The 24,626-nt window shown below is 54.4% G+C and carries 24 protein-coding genes; 18 read left to right on the top strand and 6 right to left on the bottom strand.

What is annotated here, in order from left to right; genetic code table 11:
* The first annotated feature begins 28 nt into the window (after window positions 1–28).
* From LC417_RS10995 to LC417_RS10980, 4 genes are all read left to right on the top strand, one after another.
* Window positions 29–397 carry a diacylglycerol kinase gene (locus LC417_RS10995; protein ID WP_010252234.1) on the top strand — a complete coding sequence of 123 codons (369 nt, stop codon included), beginning with the start codon at window positions 29–31 and terminating at the stop codon, window positions 395–397.
* 105 nt (window positions 398–502) lie between these two features.
* The gene (lexA, locus tag LC417_RS10990; protein ID WP_010252231.1) at window positions 503–1,117 is read left to right on the top strand and encodes a transcriptional repressor LexA; all 615 of its coding nucleotides are present in this window, start codon (window positions 503–505) and stop codon (window positions 1,115–1,117) included.
* Window positions 1,118–1,217: 100 nt separating this feature from the next.
* Window positions 1,218–2,540: an MATE family efflux transporter DinF gene (gene dinF / locus LC417_RS10985; RefSeq protein WP_191921565.1), complete on the top strand. Its 1,323-nt coding sequence runs from the start codon at window positions 1,218–1,220 to the stop codon at window positions 2,538–2,540.
* A 167-nt stretch (window positions 2,541–2,707) separates the two neighbouring features.
* Window positions 2,708–2,920, top strand: a complete 213-nt coding sequence (locus LC417_RS10980) for a CsbD family protein (protein WP_010672212.1) — start codon at window positions 2,708–2,710, stop codon at window positions 2,918–2,920.
* 73 nt (window positions 2,921–2,993) lie between these two features.
* Here the strand turns inward: LC417_RS10980 and zur are convergent, their stop codons facing one another.
* Window positions 2,994–3,515 (bottom strand): zinc uptake transcriptional repressor Zur, encoded by a 522-nt coding sequence (gene zur, locus LC417_RS10975; RefSeq protein ID WP_033759528.1) that lies wholly within the window; start codon window positions 3,513–3,515, stop codon window positions 2,994–2,996.
* A gap of 450 nt (window positions 3,516–3,965) precedes the next feature.
* Between zur and LC417_RS10970 the strand changes: the two genes are divergently transcribed.
* The 3 genes from LC417_RS10970 (at window position 3,966) to pspG (ending at window position 6,759) form a co-directional block, all read left to right on the top strand.
* Window positions 3,966–5,213, top strand: a complete 1,248-nt coding sequence (locus LC417_RS10970) for a conjugal transfer protein TraF (RefSeq protein ID WP_033759530.1) — start codon at window positions 3,966–3,968, stop codon at window positions 5,211–5,213.
* 107 nt (window positions 5,214–5,320) lie between these two features.
* On the top strand, window positions 5,321–6,313 hold the full coding sequence (gene dusA / locus LC417_RS10965) for a tRNA dihydrouridine(20/20a) synthase DusA (RefSeq protein WP_010252200.1): 993 nt from the start codon (window positions 5,321–5,323) through the stop codon (window positions 6,311–6,313).
* 179 nt (window positions 6,314–6,492) lie between these two features.
* On the top strand, window positions 6,493–6,759 hold the full coding sequence (gene pspG, locus LC417_RS10960) for an envelope stress response protein PspG (RefSeq protein ID WP_010252199.1): 267 nt from the start codon (window positions 6,493–6,495) through the stop codon (window positions 6,757–6,759).
* A 208-nt stretch (window positions 6,760–6,967) separates the two neighbouring features.
* On the opposite strand, the gene LC417_RS10955 is transcribed toward pspG, so the two are convergent.
* Window positions 6,968–7,951 carry a quinone oxidoreductase gene (locus tag LC417_RS10955; RefSeq protein WP_010252198.1) on the bottom strand — a complete coding sequence of 328 codons (984 nt, stop codon included), beginning with the start codon at window positions 7,949–7,951 and terminating at the stop codon, window positions 6,968–6,970.
* A 96-nt stretch (window positions 7,952–8,047) separates the two neighbouring features.
* On the opposite strand from LC417_RS10955, the gene dnaB reads away from it, so the two are divergent.
* From dnaB to LC417_RS10925, 6 genes are all read left to right on the top strand, one after another.
* Entirely contained in the window at window positions 8,048–9,454 is a 1,407-nt protein-coding gene (dnaB, locus tag LC417_RS10950; protein ID WP_010252197.1) for a replicative DNA helicase, read from the top strand.
* Window positions 9,455–9,583: 129 nt separating this feature from the next.
* Complete coding sequence (locus LC417_RS10945) at window positions 9,584–10,063, top strand: Lrp/AsnC family transcriptional regulator (RefSeq protein WP_010252196.1); 480 nt, start codon at window positions 9,584–9,586, stop codon at window positions 10,061–10,063.
* A 240-nt stretch (window positions 10,064–10,303) separates the two neighbouring features.
* Complete coding sequence (locus LC417_RS10940) at window positions 10,304–10,918, top strand: YitT family protein (protein WP_010672216.1); 615 nt, start codon at window positions 10,304–10,306, stop codon at window positions 10,916–10,918.
* 40 nt (window positions 10,919–10,958) lie between these two features.
* The gene (locus LC417_RS10935) at window positions 10,959–12,152 is read left to right on the top strand and encodes an amino acid aminotransferase (RefSeq protein WP_010252191.1); all 1,194 of its coding nucleotides are present in this window, start codon (window positions 10,959–10,961) and stop codon (window positions 12,150–12,152) included.
* 121 nt (window positions 12,153–12,273) lie between these two features.
* Window positions 12,274–12,693, top strand: coding sequence for a secondary thiamine-phosphate synthase enzyme YjbQ (locus LC417_RS10930; protein WP_010252188.1), 420 nt, complete (start codon window positions 12,274–12,276; stop codon window positions 12,691–12,693).
* A complete protein-coding gene (locus tag LC417_RS10925) occupies window positions 12,693–13,016 on the top strand; it encodes an MmcQ/YjbR family DNA-binding protein (RefSeq protein WP_010252186.1) in 324 nt (107 codons plus the stop codon). Before LC417_RS10930 ends, LC417_RS10925 begins: the two co-directional genes overlap by 1 nt.
* Window positions 13,017–13,068: 52 nt before the next feature.
* Here LC417_RS10925 and LC417_RS10920 read toward each other — a convergent pair whose 3' ends face one another.
* On the bottom strand, window positions 13,069–14,133 hold the full coding sequence (locus LC417_RS10920) for an NAD(P)-dependent alcohol dehydrogenase (RefSeq protein WP_223565829.1): 1,065 nt from the start codon (window positions 14,131–14,133) through the stop codon (window positions 13,069–13,071).
* A gap of 233 nt (window positions 14,134–14,366) precedes the next feature.
* Window positions 14,367–17,195: an excinuclease ABC subunit UvrA gene (gene uvrA, locus LC417_RS10915; protein ID WP_010252182.1), complete on the bottom strand. Its 2,829-nt coding sequence runs from the start codon at window positions 17,193–17,195 to the stop codon at window positions 14,367–14,369.
* 224 nt (window positions 17,196–17,419) lie between these two features.
* Here uvrA and ssb1 point away from each other — a divergent pair, with 224 nt between their 5' ends.
* Window positions 17,420–17,983: a single-stranded DNA-binding protein SSB1 gene (ssb1, locus tag LC417_RS10910; protein WP_010252180.1), complete on the top strand. Its 564-nt coding sequence runs from the start codon at window positions 17,420–17,422 to the stop codon at window positions 17,981–17,983.
* 71 nt (window positions 17,984–18,054) lie between these two features.
* Here the strand turns inward: ssb1 and LC417_RS10905 are convergent, their stop codons facing one another.
* The gene (locus LC417_RS10905; RefSeq protein WP_033759724.1) at window positions 18,055–18,576 is read right to left on the bottom strand and encodes an isochorismatase family protein; all 522 of its coding nucleotides are present in this window, start codon (window positions 18,574–18,576) and stop codon (window positions 18,055–18,057) included.
* A gap of 120 nt (window positions 18,577–18,696) precedes the next feature.
* On the opposite strand from LC417_RS10905, the gene LC417_RS10900 reads away from it, so the two are divergent.
* Both LC417_RS10900 and LC417_RS10895 read left to right on the top strand, forming a co-directional pair.
* Window positions 18,697–19,524 carry an AraC family transcriptional regulator gene (locus LC417_RS10900; RefSeq protein ID WP_010252176.1) on the top strand — a complete coding sequence of 276 codons (828 nt, stop codon included), beginning with the start codon at window positions 18,697–18,699 and terminating at the stop codon, window positions 19,522–19,524.
* Between the two features lie 77 nt (window positions 19,525–19,601).
* Window positions 19,602–20,561: a DMT family transporter gene (locus LC417_RS10895; protein ID WP_223565828.1), complete on the top strand. Its 960-nt coding sequence runs from the start codon at window positions 19,602–19,604 to the stop codon at window positions 20,559–20,561.
* Between the two features lie 924 nt (window positions 20,562–21,485).
* Here the strand turns inward: LC417_RS10895 and LC417_RS10890 are convergent.
* Window positions 21,486–21,881, bottom strand: a complete 396-nt coding sequence (locus LC417_RS10890) for a transposase (protein ID WP_003855733.1) — start codon at window positions 21,879–21,881, stop codon at window positions 21,486–21,488.
* Between the two features lie 525 nt (window positions 21,882–22,406).
* Between LC417_RS10890 and LC417_RS10885 the strand changes: the two genes are divergently transcribed.
* Both LC417_RS10885 and LC417_RS10880 read left to right on the top strand, forming a co-directional pair.
* The gene (locus LC417_RS10885) at window positions 22,407–23,663 is read left to right on the top strand and encodes an oligosaccharide flippase family protein (RefSeq protein ID WP_031591774.1); all 1,257 of its coding nucleotides are present in this window, start codon (window positions 22,407–22,409) and stop codon (window positions 23,661–23,663) included.
* 8 nt (window positions 23,664–23,671) lie between these two features.
* A complete protein-coding gene (locus tag LC417_RS10880) occupies window positions 23,672–24,622 on the top strand; it encodes an ATP-grasp fold amidoligase family protein (RefSeq protein ID WP_010252168.1) in 951 nt (316 codons plus the stop codon).
* The last annotated feature ends 4 nt before the right edge of the window (window positions 24,623–24,626 follow it).

Genomic DNA, 24,626 nt, shown 5'->3' with positions numbered 1-24,626 from the left:
GTCAATCCGATGAAAGGGTTCCCACATCATGGCAAATAATGCCACCGGACTTATCAGAATAGTAAAAGCTGCAGGTTACTCATGGCAGGGACTGCGTGCCGCCTGGCAACATGAAGCGGCGTTTCGGCAGGAAGCGCTGGCTGCGCTGGCCGCTATTGTTATCGCGTGCTGGCTGGATGTCGATGTGGTCTCCCGCATCCTCATGATTGGGGCGGTGGTGCTGGTGGTCATTGTTGAAATCCTCAATAGCGCCATTGAAGCAGTGGTCGACCGCATCGGTCAGGAGCATCATCCGCTGGCGGGCCGGGCAAAAGACATGGGCTCGGCGGCAGTGCTGATCAGCATCTTACTGGCACTCTTCGTCTGGATCGCGCTGCTCTGGACACATTTGCGATAAGCCTTCCATAACGCGTCTGAGGGCGCGTTTTCCCTGACAATCGGTTTCCATTTCACCAATACCTGTATATACTCACAGCGACTGTATAAACAACCAGGGGGCGGGATGAAAGCATTAACCAGCAGGCAGCAGCAGGTCTATGACCTGATTCGCGACCATATTTCTTCAACGGGCATGCCGCCTACGCGTGCCGAGATCGCCGCGCAGCTGGGCTTCCGTTCGCCGAACGCGGCAGAAGAGCATCTGAAAGCGCTGGCGCGCAAAGGCGTCATCGAGATCGTTTCCGGTGCATCGCGCGGCATTCGACTGTTAATGGAAGAAGAAGCCTCAGAAGGGCTACCGCTGATTGGCCGGGTTGCTGCCGGTGAGCCGATCATGGCGCAGGAACATATCGAAACCCACTACAAGGTCGATCCGGGCCTGTTTAAGCCGTCTGCTGACTTCCTGCTGCGCGTCAGCGGAATGTCGATGAAAGATATCGGGATTATGGATGGCGACCTGCTCGCGGTGCATAAAACCCAGGATGTGCGTAACGGCCAGGTTGTGGTTGCCCGCATTGATGATGAAGTCACCGTTAAGCGCTGGAAAAAGCAGGGTGCTATCGTGCATCTGCTGCCGGAAAACAGCGATTTTGACCCGATTGTTGTCGATACCCGTGCGCAGTCACTGACCATAGAAGGTCTGGCTGTTGGCGTGGTGCGCAACGGCGAGTGGCTCTGATTCTTCTGCCAGCGTGCATTCGCCTTCTCTGATGCTATTCTGTCTGCCCTAATTTTGTCGCTGCCTCTTTTGCGCAGCGACACTGAGCACGGAACGGCGAATGCGCTTTATTACGGCAACCGATAAAAATCTCTGGCGGCTTGCGCTGCCGATGATCCTTTCAAATATCACCGTTCCCTTACTGGGAGTGGTCGATACTGCAGTAATTGGTCATCTCGACAGCCCTGTCTATCTTGGCGGGGTTGCGGTCGGGACTACAGTGACCAGCTTCCTCTTTATGCTGCTGCTTTTCCTTCGAATGAGTACCACTGGCCTTACGGCGCAGGCATTTGGCGCTGGCGATAAAATGGCGCTGGCACGCGCGCTGACTCAGCCGCTGATCATTGCGCTGCTGGCGGGCGTACTGTTCATCGCTTTGCGTTATCCGATTATTCAGCTGTCGACCCATCTGGTTGGCGGCAATCCCGATGTACTTGAACAGGCTGCACTGTTTATTCAGATTCGCTGGCTCAGTGCGCCTGCCACGCTGGCAAACCTGGTCATTCTGGGCTGGCTGCTGGGCGTGCAGTATGCGCGCGCGCCGGTGATCCTGCTGGTGGTGGGCAACCTGGTTAACATCGTGCTCGATCTCTGGCTGGTGATGGGGCTGCACTGGGGTGTCGCGGGGGCGGCAACCGCCACGGCGCTGGCGGAATACATTACGCTGGTTGTCGGCAGCATCATGGTCTGGCGGGTGTTAAAACTGCGCGGAATTACGCTTAGTCTGCTGAAGCAGAGCTGGCGCGGTGACAGCGGCCGGCTGCTGCGACTGAACCGGGACATCATGCTGCGCTCTCTGATGCTGCAGCTCTGTTTCGCCTCGCTGACCGTACTGGGTGCCCGGCTGGGTCCGGATGTGGTGGCGGTTAACGCAGTATTACTGATGTTCATCACTTTTACTGCCTACGCGCTGGATGGCTTTGCCTATGCGGTTGAAGCTTTTGCGGGTGAGGCGCATGGTGCAAAAGATGGCAGCAAGCTCCTGCGCGTCTGGCACTCTGCCTGTCGGCAGGCGGTAGTGGTGGCGCTGTTCTTCTCGCTGATCTATGCCATTTTTGGCCCGCAGATCGTTACTCTGCTGACCTCTCTTCAGTCACTTCAGCAGACAGCGGACCGCTATCTGGTCTGGCAGATAATAATGCCGCTGATCGGCGTCTGGTGTTATCTGCTGGATGGCATGTTCATCGGAGCGACGCGCGGGCGCGAGATGCGTAACAGCATGGTAGTAGCGGCAGCCGGCTATTTTCTGACGCTGCTTAGCGTACCGGTGCTGGGTAACCATGGTCTTTGGCTGGCAGTCACGGTTTTCCTGGCGCTGCGCGGCCTGTCGCTGTGGCTCATCTGGCGTAAGCACTGGCGTCAGAACAGCTGGTTCGATGCCTGAGTCAGCCGTGGCTGCACGCAAGCCGATACGGATTATTCTGTATTATTCCACGGTTAATAAATTGGCTACTACAATTAACTCTATGCAGCGCAGTTAACCAGCGCTTTGTATCGTTATTTTGTTAAGTAGCAAGATAATCATTAAAACCCGAGGATTGGAGGTCTGCCATGAATAAAGACGAAGCAAGCGGCAACTGGAAGCAGTTCAAAGGCAAAATGAAAGAGAAATGGGGCAAGCTGACCGACGATGATATGCAGGTTATCGAAGGTAAACGCGATCAGCTGGTCGGCAAAATCCAGGAGCGTTACGGCTCTACCAAAGATGAAGCCGAGCGCGAAGTAACCGCCTGGGAAGGTCAGAACAAAGATCACCGCTGGTAATCAGACAATAGCTTGATAATCAGCTGAATGCGTTCCGGTGGGCCCTCACCGGAACCGCACAAGGATGTGCCGATTACCCGCGTTTCCCCCGCTTTTTACCCTCATCCTGATGGTCATGCTCGCAGCTTTCATGGTGCGTACAGGCTGCAACCGCAGCACAATTTTCACATAAACCATGCGCTTCAATCACGCTGTGGCGTAATGCAAACTGCGCTTCACCTGCCAGACCAGCAATAATCTTCTCTACGCCCTGCGCCTGCTTCTCTGTAACGGCGGCACAGCGGTCACAGACCAGCATCACCGATGTATGTGCTGGTGCCTCAAAATGGTGACACATGACGTAGCTGTTGTTGGATTCCACCCGATGAATGAAACCCTGCTCCAGCAGGAAATCGAGCGCCCGGTAAACCGTGGGTGGCTTGGCCTGTGGCTCGCTGACCCGGAGTTGATCCAGCAGATCGTAGGCGCTGATCGAGCCAGGCTGCTCGGCCATCAGGCGCAACACTTCAGCACGCTGCGAAGTCAGACGCACACCGCGCTGCAGGCACATCTTTTCGGCCTGAATCAAAATTTGCTGCGACGTCATGTTTGTCATGAAAATTCTCCGCTGGATAAGTGATGTTATTTTATCACACATAGTTTCGCGGCGCTGAGGTTGGTTTTCGTCTGAAAAAACAGCATCATTTGCCTGATAAAGCAGCACATTCAGAATTTAAGCCGTCTTCTATCTCAAATCTGACGACAAATCAGATCCATTCTGAATCCACCTGAAGCGGAATTTGTTGGCATTTTGCTTTGCATCTCACTGAGTTAAGAAGTAATGTTCAGAAAGACTTAAGAAAAGTCTGGCATTATTTGAAATATCCCAATGCAGTTTGAACAATTACAACGGTTTTTTGATTGGAAAACGTCCAATCCTTTGAATTAAGACACTGTTTCCTTTGAATTCACAGCAATAACGCGTTAGCCAGGGTTCACAATAGGGCTAACAAACTATTCAGTCATTGAATGTTTCAATGACAATTTCTCAGGTGATGGCAGGCAAATGGTGAAAAAATCCGCTCAACGTTCAGCGCTAATCTACACAGCTGTAACGACCGCGCTTTTCCTTTCTTCTTCCGCCATGGCGGCAGGGACCTGGTATGATGCACGTAATGACGCCATGGGCGGCACCGGCGTAGCATCTTCTCTTTATGGCTCCGCAGTGCTGGCGAACCCGGCATTAATGACGCGCGCCAAACCCGACGATAGCGTCAGCATTATTTTCCCTTCAGCCGGTATTCAGGTCACCGACAAAGATAAGCTGATCGATAAAGTCGATGATATTACGGACACCGTTGATCGCTATCGCACGGTGCTGGGTAACCTCACACCAGCGGATTTCTTCCGTGCTAACTCTGAATTGCGCGCGGCCTCAGGTGATGTGGCAAATAAGCTAAGCGATTTGCGCGGTAACAAAGCAGACGGTTCTGCCGGCGCGGCTGTTGCCGTTACCATCCCTAACGACACTCTGCCTTTCGCCTTTATCACCAAAGCCTACGGGACAGCGCACGTCCGCGCTAACGTGGTACAGAGTGATATTGACTACCTGCGCAGTATAGAAAACGGGGCGTTTCCTCGTCCTGGCGATCAAAATAACCTGCGCTCCAGCGCGAATGGCTTAGCGGCGCTGGTCACCGATTATGGTGTTGCGGTGGCGCATGAGTTCACCATCGCTGGTCAGCCAGTATCGGTAGGCGTCACACCGAAAGTGCAGAAAACCTGGCTCTATAACTACACCGCCAGCATTTACAGCTACGACAAAAGTGACATCAATAACAGCCAGTATCGCAGCACCGACACCGGCTTTAACGTTGATGCCGGTCTGGCGACCACCTTTGCTGAAAACTGGACGCTGGGTGTAACCGGACAGAACCTGGTTTCACGCGATCTGCAGACCAAAGAGGTCAATGGTTTCCGCGACACCTACCAGATTCGCCCGCTGGTCACCACCGGTCTGGCCTGGGATAAAGGTCCGTTTACCGTGACGGGCGATGTGGATCTGACTGAAACCAAACGCTTCAAAACTCAGGATAACAGCCAATATGCGGCAGTGGGCGCGGAATACCGCGTACTTGACTGGCTGCAGCTGCGTGCAGGTTATCGTGCGGACATGCGTTCTAACGACGAAAATGTCGCTACGGCCGGTTTTGGTCTGTCACCGTTTAACAAAGCCGTCCATCTGGATCTGGCGGGCTCTGTAGGTGCTAACAACACCTGGGGCGCGATGATGCAGCTGGGCTTTAACTTCTAAGCGCGTTAATCAGACTGTTCGGGGGCGGGCGATGCACTATCGCCCGCCCTTGTGTTATCCTTGCACAGAATTCCATCACCCCTTAATTACCGGATTGTCTGCGCTTCATGCCTAATTTCTCTTCGCAACGTTTCTCTATCGCCCCTATGCTCGACTGGACCGATCGTCACTGTCGCTATTTTCATCGCCAGTTGACCGGTGACACGCTGCTCTACACCGAAATGGTGACTACGGGCGCAATCATTCATGGCAAAGGGGATTACCTGGCTTACAGTGAGGCTGAGCATCCGGTCGCGTTGCAGCTTGGCGGTAGCGATCCGGCGGCACTGGCGCAGTGCGCGAAGCTGGCAGAGCAGCGCGGTTACGATGAAGTGAATCTTAATGTCGGCTGTCCCTCTGATCGGGTGCAGAATGGCCGTTTCGGCGCCTGCCTGATGGCCGAGGCGAATCTGGTCGCAGATGCCGTTAAAGCGATGCGCGACGTGGTTTCAATTCCGGTCACGGTGAAAACCCGCATTGGTATCGATGAGCTGGACAGCTATGAATTCCTGACCGATTTTATCGGCACGGTGGCGGGACGCGGTGAGTGTGAGACATTTATCATTCATGCGCGTAAAGCCTGGCTCTCCGGCCTCAGCCCGAAAGAGAACCGCGAGATTCCACCGCTGGATTATCCCCGCGTCTATCAGCTGAAACGCGATTTTCCGCAACTGACCATTGCCCTCAATGGCGGCGTGAAAACGCTGGAAGAGGCACTGACCCATCTGCAACACCTTGACGGCGTGATGATGGGACGTGAAGCCTACCAAAACCCCGGCATTCTGGCGCAGGTCGATCAGACATTGTTTGGTCGTCAGCATCCGGCGGCGAACCCGGTTGAAGTGGTGCGCGCCATGTATCCCTATATTGAAGCGGAACTGGCAAAGGGGACGTATCTGGGACATGTCACGCGCCATATGCTGGGTCTGTTCCAGGGGATTCCGGGCGCCCGCCAGTGGCGACGCCACCTGAGTGAAAATGCCCACAAACCCGGTGCCGATGTCCGTGTGCTGGAGGCGGCGCTTGCGCTGGTCGCCGATAAAATCCCGCAGGAAGCCTGACGCCTCATCTGAACCCGAAAAAACCAGCTCTGTTTGCTGGTTTTTTTACGCCACTATGTGGTTTTTCTCACCAGGTTGCGCTCTTCTGTTTATCTCTTATCAGAATAAAATCAATGAGTTAACTGTTGGCACGTTTTTTGTAATAGCTATAACAATCAATCTCAAAAAGGAGCGCTGACGTGGAAATTTTATTCGTATTGGGGTTTTTCCTGATGCTGTTGCTGACCGGCGTTTCGCTGTTAGGCGTGCTGGCGGCACTGGTGGTCGCAACCATCGTGATGTTTGTCGGTGGGCTGTTTGCAATTGTTATTAAAGTGTTGCCGTGGCTGGTGCTGGCGGTGATTGCGGTCTGGCTGCATCGTGCCTTTTTTGGCGACAGCGATGAGCGAGCACGTCGCAAGCTGCGGCGTAAGATCAACAGGTTAGACCGCAAAGGCTGGCGCTAAATGCGGTGAAGATCACAGTGTGAGAGATTGGTCAGGGCTGATCTGCAATTAAACATATTTTTTACTTATGTTTTCTGGCAGGATGCCTGTCGTCAAATCGATGTGCCATCGACTCGACACGAATTCATCGCCGCTGTCCCTACACCAGCGCGAACAAAAAAAAAAAAGAGAAGGGCTTCCCGCGGGAGGCCCTTTTTGTTGCTCACTATTATGGAATTAAGAGACAGGATCCCTGCGTGGCGCGGCTCTCCAGCATCTGGTGCGCTTTGCTGGCCTCTTTCAGCGCAAACTTCTGCTGCTCCGGTACATCAACTTTAATTGCGCCACTCGCCAGCAGCGAGAAAAGCTCGGCACTGGCGGTTTCCAGCTCCTGGCGGTTGGTGATATAGCCAAACAGTGAAGGGCGGGTCACAAACAGCGAGCCTTTCTTATTCAGAATGCCGAGATCTATCCCGGTCACCGGACCCGAAGCATTGCCAAAACTGACCATCAGCCCATGACGGCGCAATGAGTCCAGCGATGCTTCCCAGGTATCTTTGCCCACGGAGTCATAAACTACGCCCACTTTTTTCCCGTCGGTCAGTTCGCTGACGCGTTGCGCAATATTCTCTTCGCGGTAGTTAATCGTCGCCCAGGCGCCGGCCTTCTTCGCCATCGCTGCCTTTTCTGCTGACCCGACTGTGCCAATCAAATGGGCACCCAGCGCTTTTGCCCACTGACAGGCAATTAACCCGACGCCGCCCGCTGCGGCATGAAACAGGAAGGTCTCACCGGCGCTGATTTTATAGGTCTGGCGCAGCAGATATTGTGTGGTCAGCCCTTTCAGGTAGCTGGCTGCGCCCTGCTCAAAGCTGATCGCCTCCGGGAGATGCATCAGGCGATCTTCCGCCACGTTGTGCACTTCGCTATAGGCCCCCATCGATGCCAGACAGTAGACCACGCGATCGCCGGGCTTAAATAATGTCACGCCACGTCCAACCCGCGACACCACGCCTGCGGCTTCTGTACCCAGGCCAGAGGGAAAAGCGGCGACCGGATAAAGCCCGCTGCGAACATAGGTATCGATGTAATTAATCCCGATAGCGCGATGTTCTACCTGCACTTCATGTTCGGCCGGGTCAGCAGGTTCAAAATCTGTCCACTCTAAAACGTCCGGGCCGCCATGTGCGCTGAACTGAATACGCTTTGCCATTCTGACTCCTGTGATTGTTTCATCATGAGGGTGAGGCACGCACCCCAACTAAGGTATACTTGCGCGTCCCCACAGAAGATCGGTAATGCATTCACTATGGCAGGAAATAAACCCACCAACAAATCGAACGAAACGCAGGATCGCCAGCTCGCAGGCGTGAAAATGCCCCCGCATTCGCTGGAAGCGGAGCAGTCGGTGCTCGGTGGGTTAATGCTGGATAACGAGCGCTGGGACAATGTCTCTGAGCGCGTCGTCGCGAATGATTTTTTCAACCGCTCGCATCGGCTGATTTTTTCAGAGATGCAGCGGCTGCTGGAAAACAGCAAACCTATTGACCTGATTACGCTCTCCGAATCGCTGGAAACCCGTGGCGAGCTGGAGATGGCGGGCGGCTTCGCCTATCTGGCGGAACTGGCGAAAAACACCCCGAGCGCGGCGAACATCGGCGCCTATGCTGACATCGTGCGCGAACGTGCGGTGGTGCGTGAGATGATCGCCGTCGCTAACCAGATTGCCGATGCCGGTTATGATCCGCAGGGGCGTAACAGCGAAGAGCTGCTCGACTTCGCGGAGTCGAACGTCTTTAAAATTGCGGAAGCGCGCGCGGATAAGGATGCTGGTCCGAAAAACATCGAGCAGATTCTGGAATCGACCGTTTCGCGTATCGAATCGCTCTATCAGACACCGCACGATGGCGTCACCGGCGTCGATACCGGCTATCAGGATCTGAATAAAAAGACCGCGGGCCTGCAGGGTTCTGATCTGATTATTGTCGCCGCACGTCCTTCGATGGGTAAAACCACCTTTGCGATGAACCTGTGCGAAAACGCCGCCATGCTGCAGGAAAAACCGGTGCTGATCTTCAGTCTGGAGATGCCCAGCGAGCAGATCATGATGCGTATGCTGGCGTCACTCTCCCGCGTCGATCAGACCCGCATCCGTACCGGGCAGCTGGATGATGAGGACTGGGCGCGTATTTCCGGCACCATGGGCATCCTGCTGGAGAAGAAGAACATGTACATTGATGACTCTTCCGGCCTGACGCCCACCGAAGTGCGTTCGCGCGCCCGGCGTATCTACCGTGAAAACGGTGGATTAAGCATGATCATGATCGACTATCTGCAGCTGATGCGCGTGCCGTCGCTGTCGGACAACCGTACGCTGGAAATTGCTGAGATCTCCCGCTCGCTGAAAGCGCTGGCCAAAGAGCTGAACGTGCCGGTTGTAGCGCTGTCGCAGCTTAACCGCTCGCTGGAGCAGCGAGCCGATAAACGTCCGGTCAACTCGGATCTGCGTGAATCGGGCTCGATCGAGCAGGATGCGGATTTGATCATGTTTATCTATCGCGATGAGGTTTACCACGAAAACAGCGATCTTAAAGGGATCGCGGAGATCATTCTGGGTAAACAGCGTAACGGCCCGATCGGTACAGTACGCCTGACCTTTAACGGTCAGTGGTCACGCTTCGACAACTACGCTGGCCCGCAATACGACGACGAATAATCCCCGGTTTGTGCTGTCATGCACGATCTGTGCATGACAGCCCCCATCATCACAAAATAGTGTTGGACAACCTCTCGGGTTATCGGGTTATCTGTAACAAAGCGACGCCCATCACGCTGTGGAAACGGAATGACTCACGTAGACGATTACGACCTTAAAATCCTGACTTTATTACAATCCAACGGCCGTCTGACCAATCAGGAACTCAGCGATCTGGTTGGCCTTTCCGCCTCACAATGTTCCCGCCGCCGTATCAATCTGGAACAGGCTAATCTGATCCTGGGTTATCATGCCCGGCTGTCGCCCGATGCCATCGGGCTTGGCATGGTGGGATTGATTGAGGTGCGCTTAATTAACCACACCGCAGAATATGTCGAGAGCTTTCACCGGATGGTGGAGCAGGAGCAGGCGATCGTGGATGCCTATAAAACCACCGGCGATGCGGACTATCTGCTTAAAGTGGCGGTGGCCGATCTCAATTCCCTTAGTGCGTTAATCAGCCAGTTAGTCGCGGGCCACCAGAGCGTTTCCCATGTGAAAACCTCGGTAGTGCTGGGACGCATGAAAGAGAACGGGCTGATGATGCTGCCTGAGCAGAAGACGCGCTAAAAAGGTGCGCGCTGTACGCTTTTGGTGCACACTTGCGGCAATTAATGCGAAGAGCGTGCATCGAAACGGACTTTAGCGCATAGGTTGACGGTATCAGCCGGAATTTATGCACAAAATTCTGTTTTAAAGCGCCTTAGATATCAATGGGATATCGCTGGCACCCGGTTTACAGCAGTTCAGTGCTGTGGCGATGGTGCGTTTTTTGCATCGAAACCGCATCATTTGCCCTGAGAAAACCCCATGGATAACATCGCAGAACCCTCCCGCGTCCCGCATTCGCGCATTGAAGATGCGCTGGCGATGGTGCTTGGCACCCTGATGGTCTCGTTCGGCGTCATTATGCTGAAACAGGCGGGAGCGCTGACCGGCAGCACCGCAGGCATCGCCTTTCTGATCAGCTACCTGTCGCCGCTTTCGTTCGGCAGCGCGTTCTTCCTGATCAACATCCCTTTTTACTGGCTGGCGGTAAAACGCATGGGCTGGGAATTTACGCTGAAAACCTTCTGCGCCGTCGGTCTGGTGTCGCTGTTTACCCAGCTGCACCCGCTGTTCGTCCACTTTTCTGACCTTAACCCCTTCTATGCGACACTGTTCGGTAACGTCATCATGGGAATCGGGTTTATAGTGTTATTTCGTCATAAGGCGAGCCTGGGCGGCATCAATATTCTGGCGCTGTGGCTACAGGATCGCTTTGGGATCCGCGCGGGGAAGCTGCAAATGGTGGTCGATACCTGCGTCGTGCTGGCGTCACTGTTTGTGGTGAGCGGCCCCATCCTGCTCGCGTCGATTGCGGGTGCGGTGATCCTGAATCTGATTATTGCAATGAACCACCGTCCGGGACGCTATCGGGTTTAATCCGCATCTTCCCTCTGGACCAATCATGGAGACCTACACCGTGTTTCAAAACGTTGATGCCTATGCTGGCGATCCGATTCTGTCGTTGATGGAAGCCTTCAAACAAGACCCACGCGAACACAAAGTTAACCTGAGTATCGGCCTCTATTACGACGAAAAGGGCATCATCCCGCAGCTGAAGGCTGTAGCCGCTGCCGAAGAGCAGATCTATGCTGAGCCGCATCAGGCATCGCTCTATCTGCCAATGGAAGGACTGAACAGCTACCGTAGTGCGATTGCACCGCTGCTGTTTGGTGCCGATCATCCGGTGTTAAACGCGGGCCGTATCGCCTCTATTCAGACGCTGGGCGGTTCTGGCGCGCTGAAAGTGGGCGCGGATTTCCTTAAGCGCTACTTCCCGCAGTCTGCGGTCTGGGTCAGCGATCCGACCTGGGAGAACCACGTCGCGATTTTTAATGGTGCAGGTTTTGAGGTAAATACCTATCCCTGGTATGACGCAGAGACCCACGGCGTGCGGTTTGATGCCTTTATCAGCACCCTGAAAACCCTGCCAGCGCAGAGCGTCGTGCTGCTGCATCCCTGCTGTCATAACCCGACCGGCGCTGACCTGACTGATGCGCAGTGGGATCAGACCGTTGAGGTGCTGAAAGCACAGCAGCTGATTCCATTCCTGGATATCGCCTATCAGGGCTTTGGGGCCGGCATGCAGCAGGATGCCTATGCGTTGCGCGCGGTCGCGGCGGCGGGCCTGCCAGCCCTGGTGAGCAACTCCTTCTCCAAAATTTTCTCGCTCTATGGCGAGCGCGTGGGCGGTCTCTCTATCGTCTGTGACAGCGCCGAAGAGTCAGCGCGTGTGCTGGGCCAGTTAAAAGCCACGGTTCGCCGCAACTACTCCAGCCCGCCGAATTTCGGTGCGCAGGTTGTCGCGCGCGTACTCAACGATGACGAGTTGAAAGCCAGCTGGCTGGCTGAAGTGGAAGCGATGCGCTTACGCATTCTGGACATGCGTCAGTCGCTGGTGGACGTGCTGAGCACTGCACTGCCAGGTAAAAACTTCGACTACCTGCTGAAGCAGCGTGGCATGTTCAGCTACACCGGCCTGAGTGCGCAGCAGGTCGATCGTCTGCGCAACGAATTTGGCATCTATCTGGTGGGCAGCGGCCGCATGTGTGTGGCCGGTCTGAACAGCAAAAATGTGCATCAGGTGGCTGAAGCGTTTGCCGCCGTGATGTAACGGCCGCCAGGCTGTAAAAAAAACCGTCAGGGTGCTCTCTGGCGGTTTTTTTATGGGTCAGGGTTTACCTTTCGGCGACATGCTGCACACTTAAACGGGGTAACCGTTTCAGGAATAAGCTATGTGGCATCAACAAACTATTACGCTGAGCGCGAAGCCGCGCGGGTTTCATCTGGTCACCGATGAGATCGTGAACTCGCTCTCCGGACTGCGTGATATCAAAACCGGTCTGCTGCATCTGCTGTTGCAGCACACTTCGGCGTCGTTAACCTTAAATGAGAATTGCGACCCGACGGTGCGCAGCGACATGGAGCAGCATTTCATGCGGCACGTGCCGGAGAATGCGCCTTATCAGCACGATTACGAAGGGCGTGATGATATGCCGGCGCACATCAAATCGTCGATCTTAGGGGTTTCGTTGTTATTACCGGTTCAGCGGGGACGTCTGGTGCTGGGCACCTGGCAGGGTATCTGGCTGGGCGAGCATCGCATTGAGGGCGGTGCCAGGCGGATTGTCGCCACTTTACAAGGGGAATCGTAATGAATAACTCAGACTTACTGACCTATTGCATGAGCAAGCCGGGCGCGGAGCAGAGCGTCCACAGTGACTGGAAGGCTACGCAGATTAAAAGCAACGGCGTGCTGTTTGCGATGGTACATGAGGCGAAAGGGCGGCCAGCGGTCTCGCTGAAATCGACGCCTGCGCTGGCCGAATTACTGCGCGAAGAGCATAGCGATATTATTCCCAGCGAGCATCTGAACAAGTCACACTGGAGCACGCTGTTCCTGGACGGTTCGCTGAAAGATTCGCAGATCTACTATCTGGTCGATGCCTCATTCCAGCAGGTTGCAACGGCCCGCTAAACGGCAATAAAAAACCCTCTTACCTGAGCAAGAGGGTTTCAGAGGCAGCGGGTTACGCGGCAGGCTGCTCGCGCAGGGTATTGATGTCGATAACGAAGCGGTATTTCACATCGCTTTTCAGCATGCGCTCATAGGCTTCATTGATCTGGTCCATCGCGATCAGTTCAATGTCTGACGTAATGCCGTGCTCACTACAGAAATCGAGCATCTCCTGGGTCTCTGCGATGCCGCCAATCAGTGAACCGGCGATGCTGCGACGCTTGAAGATCAGGTTAAACACCTGCGGTGCCGGGTGATCGTGCTCTGGTGCACCCACCAGCGTCATGTTGCCATCCAGCTTCAGCAGGGTAATGAAGGGGTTGAGGTCGTGCTGAGCCGCAACAGTGTTCAGAATGAAGTCAAAGCTGTTGGCGTGCTGCGCCATCTGCTCCGCATCTTTGGAGATCACGACTTCATCGGCACCCAGACGTTTGCCATCTTCAATTTTGGAAGGCGAGGTGGTGAACAGCACCACATGTGCGCCCATGGCATGGGCAATTTTCACGCCCATATGGCCCAGGCCGCCTAAGCCTACGATACCCACTTTCTTGCCCGGGCCGACATTCCAGTGGCGCAGCGGCGAGTAAGTGGTAATACCGGCACACAGCAGCGGTGCCACGCCCGCCAGCTCCAGGTTCTCGGGAATGCGCAGCACAAAGCTCTCATCAACCACCATCGACGTTGAGTAACCGCCGTAGGTAATGGCGCCGGTTTCACGATCTTCACCGTTGTAGGTGCCAACAAAGCCGTTTTCACAATACTGCTCCAGACCCTGCTGACAGCTCGGACAGCTGCGGCACGAATCGACCATGCAGCCTACGCCGACCAGATCGCCGACTTTGTATTTCTGCGTCTGCGGGCCAACGGCCGTGACGCGACCGACAATTTCATGACCCGGAACCACGGGAAAAATGGTGTTTTTCCACTCATTACGGGCCTGATGCAGGTCTGAGTGGCAGACGCCACAGAACAGCACCTCAAGCTGAACGTCATGGGCGCGCAGCTCACGCGGCTTAAAATCGAACGGTGCCAGTTTGGATTTTGCATCCTGAGCAGCATACGCATGCGTAATATTCATGGTGTCTCCAGTTTCGATGTGTCGTGAGTGTTATTCGATGAAGTGCAGCAGCGTTGATGTGCTGCGAAAACAGGGCGACGCCAGGGGCGTGCCAAAGAGGAACCGCTTAAGGATAGTCAGCGTGGGGAAAAGCGTATATGCCTATACATGTCTGAATCTTGCCTGATTCTGCAATTTTCTGGCTGAATCGACAGGGGAGAGTAAAAGGCCCGCACGCGGCGGGCCTGAAAAAATTACTTCTGTAACAGTGGCTTCAGGAAGCGCGCGGTATGTGATTTCTCACACTCCGCCACGGTTTCTGGCGTACCAGCTACCAGGATTTCACCGCCGCCGCTGCCGCCTTCCGGACCCAGGTCGACAATCCAGTCTGCGGTTTTGACCACATCGAGGTTGTGCTCAATCACCACGATGGTGTTGCCCTGATCGCGCAGCTTATGCAGCACTTCCAGCAGCTGCTGGATATCGGCAAAGTGCAGGCCGGTGGTCGGTTCATCCAGAATGTAGAGCGTCTGACCCGTGCCACGCTTCGACAGCTCACGCGCCAGCTTCACGCGCTGGGCTTCACCGCCGGAAAGGGTGGTCGCGGACTGACCGAGGCGGATGTAGGTGAGGCCCACATCGATCAGCGTCTGCAACTTACGCGCCAGCGCCGGTACCGCATCGAAGAACTCACGTGCCTCTTCGATGGTCATTTCCAGCACTTCGTGAATGCTCTTGCCTTTGTACTTCACTTCCAGCGTTTCACGGTTATAGCGTTTGCCTTTGCACTGATCGCACGGCACATAAATGTCCGGCAGGAAGTGCATTTCGACTTTCAGCACGCCATCGCCCTGACAGGCTTCACAGCGTCCGCCACGCACGTTAAAGCTGAAGCGGCCCGGATTGTAGCCGCGTGAACGCGCTTCCGGCACGCCCGCAAACAGTTCACGCACCGGGGTGAAGATGCCGGTGTAAGTGGCCGGGTTGGAGCGCGGTGTACGACCAATCGGGCTCTGGTCGATGTCGATTACTTTGTCGAAGTGCTCCAGTCCCGCCACGTCACGGTAAGGTGCCGGTTCGGCGATGGTCGCGCCGTTCAGCGCCCGCTGGGCAATCGGGAAGAGCGTATCGTTGATCAGGGTCGATTTACCCGAGCCGGAAACACCGGTAATACAGGTGAACAGTCCGACCGGCAGCGTCAGCGTGACATCCTTGAGGTTGTTGCCGCGTGCGCCAGTAATCTTCAGGACTTTGGCCGGGTCGCCTTTGACGCGCTCCTCTGGCACTGCAATGCCACGCTTGCCGCTCAGGAACTGGCCGGTCAGTGACGCTTCCTGCGCCATGATCTGATCAACCGTGCCTTCAGCCACCACCTGGCCGCCATGAACGCCCGCACCCGGACCGATATCGATCACATGGTCAGCGGCACGAATCGCATCTTCATCATGCTCAACCACGATCACCGTGTTACCGAGGTCGCGCAGATGAATCAGGGTGCCGAGCAGGCGTTCGTTGTCGCGCTGGTGCAGGCCGATTGAAGGCTCATCCAGCACATACATCACGCCGACCAGACCGGCACCGATCTGGCTGGCCAGACGGATACGCTGTGCTTCACCACCGGACAAGGTCTCGGCGGAACGCGACATCGAAAGATAGTTCAGGCCGACGTTGACCAGGAAGCTCAGGCGATCGCCAATCTCTTTCAAAATTTTCTCGGCGATCTGCGCACGCTGGCCGCTGAGTTTCATGTTTTCAAAGAAGGACATCGCATGGCCGATGCTCATCTCAGAGATGGTCGGCAGCGTGGTGTTCTCCACGAAGACATGACGCGCTTCACGACGCAGACGGGTTCCTTCACAGCTGGCACAGGCGCGGTTGCTGATAAATTTCGCCAGCTCTTCGCGTACCGCTGAGGACTCGGTCTCTTTGTAGCGGCGCTCCATGTTATTGAGCACCCCTTCAAACGGATGACGGCGCACCGAGGTGTCGCCGCGATCGTTGATGTACTTGAATTCGATGCTCTCTTTGCCTGATCCGTACAGAATCACTTTCTGTACGTTTTCTGGCAGGCTGCCGAACGACGCTTCGATATCAAAATCGAGGTGTTCCGCCAGCGAACGCAGCATCTGGAAGTAGTAGAAATTGCGGCGATCCCAGCCGCGGATTGCACCGCCCGCCAGCGAGAGTTCAGGATTCTGCACCACGCGGTCAGGATCAAAATATTGCTGTACGCCAAGGCCGTCACAGGTCGGACAGGCGCCCGCCGGGTTGTTAAACGAGAACAGGCGCGGCTCCAGCTCGCTCATGCTGTAACCACAGATCGGGCAGGCGAAGTTAGCCGAGAAGAGCAGCTCTTCTGCGGCGCTGTCATCCATGTCCGCCACGATGGCCGTCCCGCCGGAGAGCTCCAGCGTGGTCTCAAACGATTCCGCCAGGCGGGTCGCGAGATCTTCACGCACTTTAAAGCGGTCAATCACCACTTCAATGGTGTGCTTCTTCTGCAGCTCGAGTTTTGGCGGATCGGAGAGGTCACACACTTCGCCATCAATACGCGCACGGATATAACCTTGCGTCGCCAGATTCTCCAGCGTTTTGGTGTGCTCACCCTTACGATCTTTCACCACCGGCGCCAGCAGCATCAGGCGACGGCCTTCCGGCTGGGAGAGCACCTGATCGACCATCTGGCTGACGGTCTGCGCCGCCAGCGGCACATCATGATCCGGGCAGCGCGGTTCGCCAACGCGGGCAAACAGCAGACGCAGGTAATCATGGATCTCGGTGATGGTTCCCACGGTCGAGCGTGGGTTGTGCGAGGTGGATTTTTGTTCAATGGAAATGGCGGGCGACAAACCTTCGATATGATCGACGTCCGGCTTCTCCATTAACGAAAGAAACTGGCGCGCATACGCAGAGAGCGACTCCACATAGCGGCGCTGACCTTCCGCATACAGCGTATCAAACGCCAGTGAGGATTTACCGGAACCTGACAGGCCGGTTACCACAATGAGTTTGTCGCGTGGGATGGTCAGGTTGATGTTTTTCAAATTATGGGTGCGGGCACCACGAACTTCGATCTTATCCATTCACCTTTCCCGGATTAGCAGCACTCACCGCGCCTTGCCGACACGGCCAGAATAAACGTGTCATTATGGCACAAAAAATAGACTGAATAAATATCCAGTACTCTCAGCCTCTGGCGCGCAGCGGATTAAAACTGGAACCCCGCTCGAAAGTGGGAAACAGACCGCAGGACGTGTTAGAATTGATAGATTAGACTGTATGCATTAACTCATCGGGAGACAGCAACATGGCCAGTCGTGGCGTTAACAAAGTGATTCTTGTCGGGAATCTGGGTCAGGATCCGGAAGTACGTTATATGCCAAATGGTGGCGCTGTTGCCAACATTACGCTGGCTACGTCGGAAAGCTGGCGCGACAAGCAGACCGGTGAAAACAAAGAGATCACTGAGTGGCACCGTGTGGTGCTGTTTGGCAAACTGGCTGAAGTCGCGGGTGAATACCTGAAAAAAGGGTCGCAGGTCTATATCGAAGGCCAGCTGCGCACCCGTAAATGGCAGGATCAGGGTGGCCAGGAGCGTTACACCACCGAAGTCGTGGTTAACGTTGGTGGTACCATGCAGATGCTGGGTGGCCGTCAGCAGGGCGGTAATGCCGGTGCAGGCGCTCCAGCCGGTGGTGGCGCGCAGGGCGGTGGCAACAACAATGGCTGGGGTCAGCCGCAGCAGCCGCAGGGCAACAATAACCAGTTCAGTGGTGGCGCGCAGTCCCGTCCGCAGCCACAGCCACAGAGCGCGCCGGCCAGCAACAACAACGAACCACCAATGGATTTCGACGACGATATTCCGTTCTGATTCCGTTGGCCAGAGAGTACAAAAAAAGCCCGCTTTGCGGGCTTTTTTTATGCGCGGCGTCTGGCGGCCAGCTACGACCATTCCGCCAGAATCGCCTCCGTGCTCAGCACACGTGGCACGTTGCCGGGGATCAGCAGTGAGGCCCACACATCATTGTGCTGGTTAATCAGTGCTTCGGCGCTGACCCAGCGGCGATCTGCCGTGGTGTGCGCATCGGCGGCAACGGTAATCGCATAGCCCGCACTGGCACCGACTTTTATCGTGGTATCAAGGCAGTAGTCAGTGGCACAACCGCACACCACAAATTCCTCTACCGCCAGCCTCTTTAACAGCGTGGCCAGGTCGGTGTGCCAGAAGCTGTCGCAGGCAGTTTTGGTCACATAGTGTGCGCCAGCAGGCTGAGCGATTTCTGGCAGCAGCTCGAAAGCCGCATTACCCTCGCACATCTCGCCTTCGCGGTGCTGGATAAATATTGTGATATCGGCGCGTTCGGTCAGCCGGTTAATCTGTGCAATCCTTCCCGCTGTGTCGAAGCGTGGCGTGCTGAAGACGCCATTCTGCATATCAATGACCACGACTACCCGCTGTGCCATGCTTAATCCCATCTGGTTTGAAAAAAGCAGTGTTACCTGAGGCATTGCGGAAAGCAATCTTTTGCATTTTCCCCCCTGTCACAGGCATGCTAAACCGACTGGTTAAATAAGGAGAGAGAAGTGGAAGGTGTTCCGGCGAGTTTTCCCTGTGAGAAAGACCGCGCCCGGTTTCAGCAACTCGCCGAGCTGCCCGGTGTGGAACTCTATCAGGCCCACATCTCCCGCTACGCATTTGAACCCCATACCCATGAAGCCTTTGGTATCGGCACCATTGAAGCGGGCGCGCAACGCTTTCGCTACCGCGGCACCGAATATACTGCGCCGGAGAACTCGCTGGTCATGATGAATCCGGATGAGCTGCATACCGGTGAGTCAGCGTGTGAAGAGGGCTGGCGCTACCAGATGATCTACATTCAGCCGCAGCTGATGGATGAACTGACCGGCGATCGCGGCTGGTGGTTCAACGAGGCGCTGTTGACCGATCCGCGCGTGGCGCGGCCGCTCTCCCGCACGCTGGCGACACTCTGGCAGGCGGAATCACCACTGGCGCGCCAGAGCCTGCTGGCTGAACTGCTGTTGCAGATTCGTCCGCTGGCACGCATGTCCTCACAGGGCAGACCGGATGCACGGCATCGTTTTGATCAGGTAAGAGACTTTCTGCGCGCAAACCTTGCAGAACCGGTGCGGCTGGATGAGCTGGCGGCGCTGGCCTCGCTTTCGCCGTGGCACTTCTTACGCGCCTTTCGTCAGCACTATCACGTTACGCCGCATCAGATGCTGATGGCTTTCCGGCTTTACGACGCCAAGCAAAGGCTGGCACAGGGTGAAGCGGCTGCCAGCGTTGCGGCGGCGGTGGGATTAACCGATCAGGCCCATCTGACCCGCGCCTTTGCAAACCGTTATGGCATCACGCCGGGCCGCTATCAAAAGCAGGTGCGCCAGCCCTGATACCACCGCAATCTGCTACAAGCATTCCCCGCCCGAACCCGCCACACTGAACGAAAAAGCTATATAAGGAAGAAATTATGTTTGCTGGTGTCATGTTTGCCGTCACCGCCGGACTGCTGTGGGGGCTGATCTTTGTCGGGCCGCTGCTGGTGCCTGACTATCCTGGCGCGCTGCAATCGGCGGGACGTTATGTGGCGTTTGGGCTGATTGCGCTGCCGCTGGCCTGGCACGGTCGTCATCGCCTGCGCAAGCTGGCCCGGACTGACTGGCGTGAGGCGGTAAAGCTCTCGCTGGTGGGAAACCTCTTCTACTATGCGTTTCTGGCGAACGCCATTCAGCGCACTGGCGGACCGGTCTCCACCATGATTATCGGCACGCTGCCGGTGGTGATCGCTGTGACGGCCAATCTCTGTTACGGCCATCTTGAAGGACGCCTGCCGTGGCGGCGGCTGTTTCCGGCACTGGTCATGATGGCGGCCGGATTACTCTGCGTGAATGCGGCGGAGCTACAGAGTCAGGGCCACACCCTTGATCTCAGCCGTTATCTGACCGGTATCGCGCTGGCGCTGCTGGCTGTGGTCTGCTGGACCTGGTATCCGCTGCGCAATGCCCGCTGGCTGCGTACACATCCCGAACTGCGGCCCTCGACCTGGGCAACAGCGCAGGGAGTCGTGACGCTGCCGATGGCGCTAATCATGTACGCGCTGGTCAGCGCGCAGCTTGCCTGGCAACAGCCGGCTTTTGCACTGCCGTTTGGGCCGCGTCCTGCAGTGTTTATCTCCCTGATGCTGGCGATTGGTCTGCTCTGTTCCTGGCTCGGGACCTTATGCTGGAACGCTGCCAGCCAGCGTCTTCCCACCGTACTGATGGGGCCACTGATTGTTTTTGAGATCCTTTTCGGCCTGTTGTGGACTTTTCTCTGGTATCAAAGCTGGCCACCCCTGCTCACCGTGACGGGGATTATTTGTCTGATGGCTGGTGTCCTGTGGGCAATGCGCATTAAACCGCAGCCTCTCGTCGTCGCGGTTAAAGAGTAAACCGCGAAGATTGCCAAAAGACCTCTGCCGCGCGGATAACACGCCGCGCGGCTTTTTAAGATTAAACCCTACCCCGATTTGCTCGCTCTCCGGCAGATTTGTGCCGCGAAATCGATTTCATGCCTCTGCGTAATCGTGCCTTTACCCCCGAAAGCCTCTTTCATCCCCTGTTTGTCAGTGAAAAAACGGGACTGATGGTCTCCTGAACATAGCCATGTTCAGCGCTGGCAGCGGGTAACTGTTCAGATATCGGTCATTAATCAGGAAAAATCGCGCAGCATTATGGACGTTATGCTTTTATCAGCGGCTTTTTATTGCGGTATGGTCCTGAGAAAGGGAGGCTGAAAACCACTATTAACTTCACTCAGTGATGAATGAGTAAGAAAACTCCGCCGCTGCGTTAATAATTAAAGATTAATCTCTGGCATCAATGATGCGCAATGAAGAGAGCGAAAAGATAGACACATAACGTTAGTGATAAGGAGCAATAAACTATTTATCCTGGATTAATCCTGGAGAAAGTATATGCCATTAACCCATTCCCCGGAATTAAACGCAGCCGCAAAAATTTGAGTCAGGTCCAGCATTAACTCAAATGTGCGGTGATTATTTTTTGCGCGATGTTTAAATTGGCTTAATGATATTGAGACGATTTAGTTCCGACGATTAGCTGGGCTTACGTAAGAAAGGGAGGGCCCAATCCCGCGTAAACGAGATTGGGAAGGGAAGAGTAGCCGTAGAATGCGAGACGTTTGCTGTTGTGAATCAATTTTACCGCAAAAAAAGAAGCTTAGCCGTGAAGCCATTCATTAGTTATAAATGGAGCGGAAAAGGGTGCCGCAATTGTCCTGTTAAATGATCTTCATCTCTTCTGGTAAGAACAAATCTCAGCGTTAAGTCTAAAAAGCGCGGTAGCATTGGGGTTTAGCGGTTCTCCGTGCCTGACGGATAATGGTATACGCTGCGACTGATATCTAATAAGCGGCAGCTGCGACGGGTGCCAATGTCAAAGGTGGCCTGCAGGAAATCCACAGCCTGACGTTTTTCATTAGTGGTAAAGAAGTGCTTCAGAACACTCTGCAGCATCTCTTTGTCCGAGTTGAGCGTCTGCAGTTCACGGGTGATGTTCTGCAGTTTTTCTTCCAGCTCTTTGATTTTTCTGCCTTCTTCCGAAGACAACCCAGAAAACTTCTTCTTCCAGCTGTAGAACGTGGCTTCAGAGATGCCTAACTCTTCACAAATCTCTCTGACTTTCACGCCCGATTCAGAAGCTTTAATGGCATTTGTGATTTGATCTTCGCTGTATCGTGACTTTCTCATAAATGCTCTTACCTTTCTTATCGATTAATGGATGAGAATGACTTTAATAATTTCTGGCACTGTAAGATTCTATTAAGGCAGTATTAAAGTGCGCGAATTGAATTGCGAAGCCTAAATTAAGATATTTAGAATAAATATCATCATGGGATAAATCTTATTTTATTCTTATCCGGTGGGCGTGCCTTCCTGGAGGGGGGTTTTTGTTATAAATTCATCGCATCCAAAATACGAAAAAATTCTACGTACATTGGATATTTAGCCTGACCGACTTGATTAATATGGCGGGAAAGGCTCTTAAAGGTTGTTTTATTTTCAGCCTGAAATCGTTTCCATCTGAAGTGATTCGCGCCATTTATAATAAGAATTATCCTGAATTAACACTCCGGATCATGATTTACATCTCAATTTTCGGACCAGCTTGGTCTGAAGTCTTACATTTTCGCCAGGCCCACTGAGCGCTTATTAATTCGTTACAGGGATGTTGTACCGAAGCGGTTGTAGTTGAGTAATACTAAGGAAGAGTCGATGAAATTGAGCGTAATGTCTAATGCCGCCTGGATGATGTCTGAGAAGATCATCTCCGTTTTTGGCGTCATTTTTGTGACGTCTTACGTGGCGAAATCCTTTGGCCCAACGGTGTTTGGCCAGATGGCGTTTTCTACTTCACTATTTGCGATGGTGCAAACCGTTGCAATCTTTGGCACCGAAACCATTCTGTTTAAGCGCGTCAGCAAAAATGCGTCAAAAGGCCTGCGCCTGATGACCATCGCCCGCACGATGAGAATGGTGCTGTTGCTGGTCACTTCGGTGCCAGTCTTAATCTGGGTCTGGTACAACATGCAGGAAAATTTCCTGGCGTTTGCACTGGCCTCATTTGTTGCCTCGGTTTTTGTCACCCAGGACACCTTCAGCGTTTATAACAACGCGCGTCTTGCCTCGCGTCTTAACACCATCGCCAACGCCGTGGGCATGCTGCTGAGTTTCGGCATCAGCTTCACCGTCGCCTGGCTGCGTCTTAATCCGCTCTGGCTGACGCTGTCGATTGTCGCAGTGACACTGGTGCCTTACCTGATTAAGCGTCACAACTTCTATCAGGACCATCAGGATCAGATGCCACCACGCGAAAAGCGCACGGCCTATCTGCGTTATCTGATGTATGCCGGTCTGCCGCTGGCGATCTCCAGCATCTTTATCTCTGTGCAGGTAAAAGCGGCGCAGATGTTCCTGGCAGGCACGGCACCCGCGCGCGACCTCGGGCTGTTTGCGGCGGCGAATACCATTTCCGCCTCATGGATTTTTATCCCGGTGGCGCTCATCACCTCCTGCTTCACTGAAATCTTCAGGGAGCGGGGCGAGGTCGCTATTAAGCTGGCTGCGCGGCTCAATGGCTATGTTATGGCGGTTTCATTGCTGATGCTGCTGGTCATTTCGCTTTACGGCGAGCGGATCATCATTGCGTTGTACGGCCCGGAATTCACACAGTCAGGAAGTCTCATTACGTTGCTGTCGATAGCGACCAGCTTTTCGGCAATGGGGACCGTAGCGTATCGCTACATGGTCAAAGAGGGAGGATTTAACTACTTGCTGAGGAAAATCATCTGCCTGATGGTCATCAGTTTGCCGCTCTCCTGGTGGTTGATCCAGGGTCACGGCATCATGGGGGCCGCGTGGAGCGTTTTCCTTTCAGAACTTTTGTCCCTGACCGTAATGAATTACTTCTTTAAAAACGGCGTCATTCAAAAGATTCAGGTTTCCTCACTCAACTACAAAACATACAAATGAGGTCAGATATGCTCAAGTTGAAAGAAGAACTCAGAAGAAGTGTGCAGTATTTTATTAAGAAGATGCCCTGGGCTTATCAGGACCGCATCTACTACTTCCATAAGTTCAGAAAGCTGCCCAATCTGCGTCAGCCAAAAGTGTTCAACGAGAAGGTGTTGTACCGTAAGTTTATCTTCGGCGATTACCAGAGCTATGGTCGTCTGTCAGATAAGTACTCGGTGCGCGAATTCATTGCTGAAAAAATCGGTAATGAATACCTGATCCCGCTGGTACACGAAACCACTGACCCGACCACGCTGAACAGCTTACCCTGCTGGAAGGGGACGGTGATCAAGCCGAACCACGCCTCCAACATGGTAGAGATTTTGCTGGAGGAGCCGGACGCACTGCGCAAGCAGCAGATCATTCATGACTGCTATCGCTGGCTGAAGACCGACTTCGCCAACGAAGCGCGTGAGATTCACTATCGCTACATCAAGCCACGTATCCTGGTTGAGAAGTACATTGGTGATGGCAAAAGCGCGCCGATTGATTACAAGTTTCATATGTTCAACAAGCGTGATGGCAAGTTCGAATATGTGCTGCAGGTGATCTACAACCGCTGCCAGCCGCTGCTGTCGATGAATTTCTACGTGAATAACCTCAATGAGGCCTATCACAAGATTCGCGATACCGGTCTGGATGTCTCACCGATTATGCCGTCACTGGAACATGCGCTCGAACTGAGCAAGAAGCTGGCCAGTGATTTCGACTACGTGCGTGTGGACTGGTATATCCATGACGAGCGCATCTACTTTGGCGAACTGACCTTCACCCCAGGTGCAGGACTGGTCACCGGATTAGATCGTGGTTTAAATCAGATGATGGGAGATATGTGGATTCAGGACCGCCGCGGAACGCAGAGCCCGGGCGTTACAGTGCAGGATGTTAATATCCCTGCCATGTTGAAGAAAATTTAAGCAC

Source organism: Pantoea sp. OVA07A (assembly GCF_019969975.1).
In the GTDB taxonomy this organism is placed as follows: Bacteria; Pseudomonadota; Gammaproteobacteria; order Enterobacterales; family Enterobacteriaceae; genus Pantoea; species Pantoea agglomerans.
This window is presented reverse-complemented; position numbering and strand designations above follow the sequence as displayed.

What these genes read in the sequence shown, in the direction of transcription:
- LC417_RS10995 (WP_010252234.1), top strand. Translation starts at nt 29, where the DNA reads ATGGCAAATAATGCCACCGGACTTATCAGAATAGTAAAAGCTGCAGGT.
- lexA (WP_010252231.1), top strand. Translation starts at nt 503, where the DNA reads ATGAAAGCATTAACCAGCAGGCAGCAGCAGGTCTATGACCTGATTCGC.
- dinF (WP_191921565.1), top strand. Translation starts at nt 1,218, where the DNA reads ATGCGCTTTATTACGGCAACCGATAAAAATCTCTGGCGGCTTGCGCTG.
- LC417_RS10980 (WP_010672212.1), top strand. Translation starts at nt 2,708, where the DNA reads ATGAATAAAGACGAAGCAAGCGGCAACTGGAAGCAGTTCAAAGGCAAA.
- zur (WP_033759528.1), bottom strand. Translation starts at nt 3,515, where the DNA reads ATGACAAACATGACGTCGCAGCAAATTTTGATTCAGGCCGAAAAGATG.
- LC417_RS10970 (WP_033759530.1), top strand. Translation starts at nt 3,966, where the DNA reads ATGGTGAAAAAATCCGCTCAACGTTCAGCGCTAATCTACACAGCTGTA.
- dusA (WP_010252200.1), top strand. Translation starts at nt 5,321, where the DNA reads ATGCCTAATTTCTCTTCGCAACGTTTCTCTATCGCCCCTATGCTCGAC.
- LC417_RS10955 (WP_010252198.1), bottom strand. Translation starts at nt 7,951, where the DNA reads ATGGCAAAGCGTATTCAGTTCAGCGCACATGGCGGCCCGGACGTTTTA.
- dnaB (WP_010252197.1), top strand. Translation starts at nt 8,048, where the DNA reads ATGGCAGGAAATAAACCCACCAACAAATCGAACGAAACGCAGGATCGC.
- LC417_RS10945 (WP_010252196.1), top strand. Translation starts at nt 9,584, where the DNA reads ATGACTCACGTAGACGATTACGACCTTAAAATCCTGACTTTATTACAA.
- LC417_RS10940 (WP_010672216.1), top strand. Translation starts at nt 10,304, where the DNA reads ATGGATAACATCGCAGAACCCTCCCGCGTCCCGCATTCGCGCATTGAA.
- LC417_RS10930 (WP_010252188.1), top strand. Translation starts at nt 12,274, where the DNA reads ATGTGGCATCAACAAACTATTACGCTGAGCGCGAAGCCGCGCGGGTTT.
- LC417_RS10925 (WP_010252186.1), top strand. Translation starts at nt 12,693, where the DNA reads ATGAATAACTCAGACTTACTGACCTATTGCATGAGCAAGCCGGGCGCG.
- LC417_RS10920 (WP_223565829.1), bottom strand. Translation starts at nt 14,133, where the DNA reads ATGAATATTACGCATGCGTATGCTGCTCAGGATGCAAAATCCAAACTG.
- uvrA (WP_010252182.1), bottom strand. Translation starts at nt 17,195, where the DNA reads ATGGATAAGATCGAAGTTCGTGGTGCCCGCACCCATAATTTGAAAAAC.
- ssb1 (WP_010252180.1), top strand. Translation starts at nt 17,420, where the DNA reads ATGGCCAGTCGTGGCGTTAACAAAGTGATTCTTGTCGGGAATCTGGGT.
- LC417_RS10905 (WP_033759724.1), bottom strand. Translation starts at nt 18,576, where the DNA reads ATGGCACAGCGGGTAGTCGTGGTCATTGATATGCAGAATGGCGTCTTC.
- LC417_RS10895 (WP_223565828.1), top strand. Translation starts at nt 19,602, where the DNA reads ATGTTTGCTGGTGTCATGTTTGCCGTCACCGCCGGACTGCTGTGGGGG.
- LC417_RS10890 (WP_003855733.1), bottom strand. Translation starts at nt 21,881, where the DNA reads ATGAGAAAGTCACGATACAGCGAAGATCAAATCACAAATGCCATTAAA.
- LC417_RS10885 (WP_031591774.1), top strand. Translation starts at nt 22,407, where the DNA reads ATGAAATTGAGCGTAATGTCTAATGCCGCCTGGATGATGTCTGAGAAG.
- LC417_RS10880 (WP_010252168.1), top strand. Translation starts at nt 23,672, where the DNA reads ATGCTCAAGTTGAAAGAAGAACTCAGAAGAAGTGTGCAGTATTTTATT.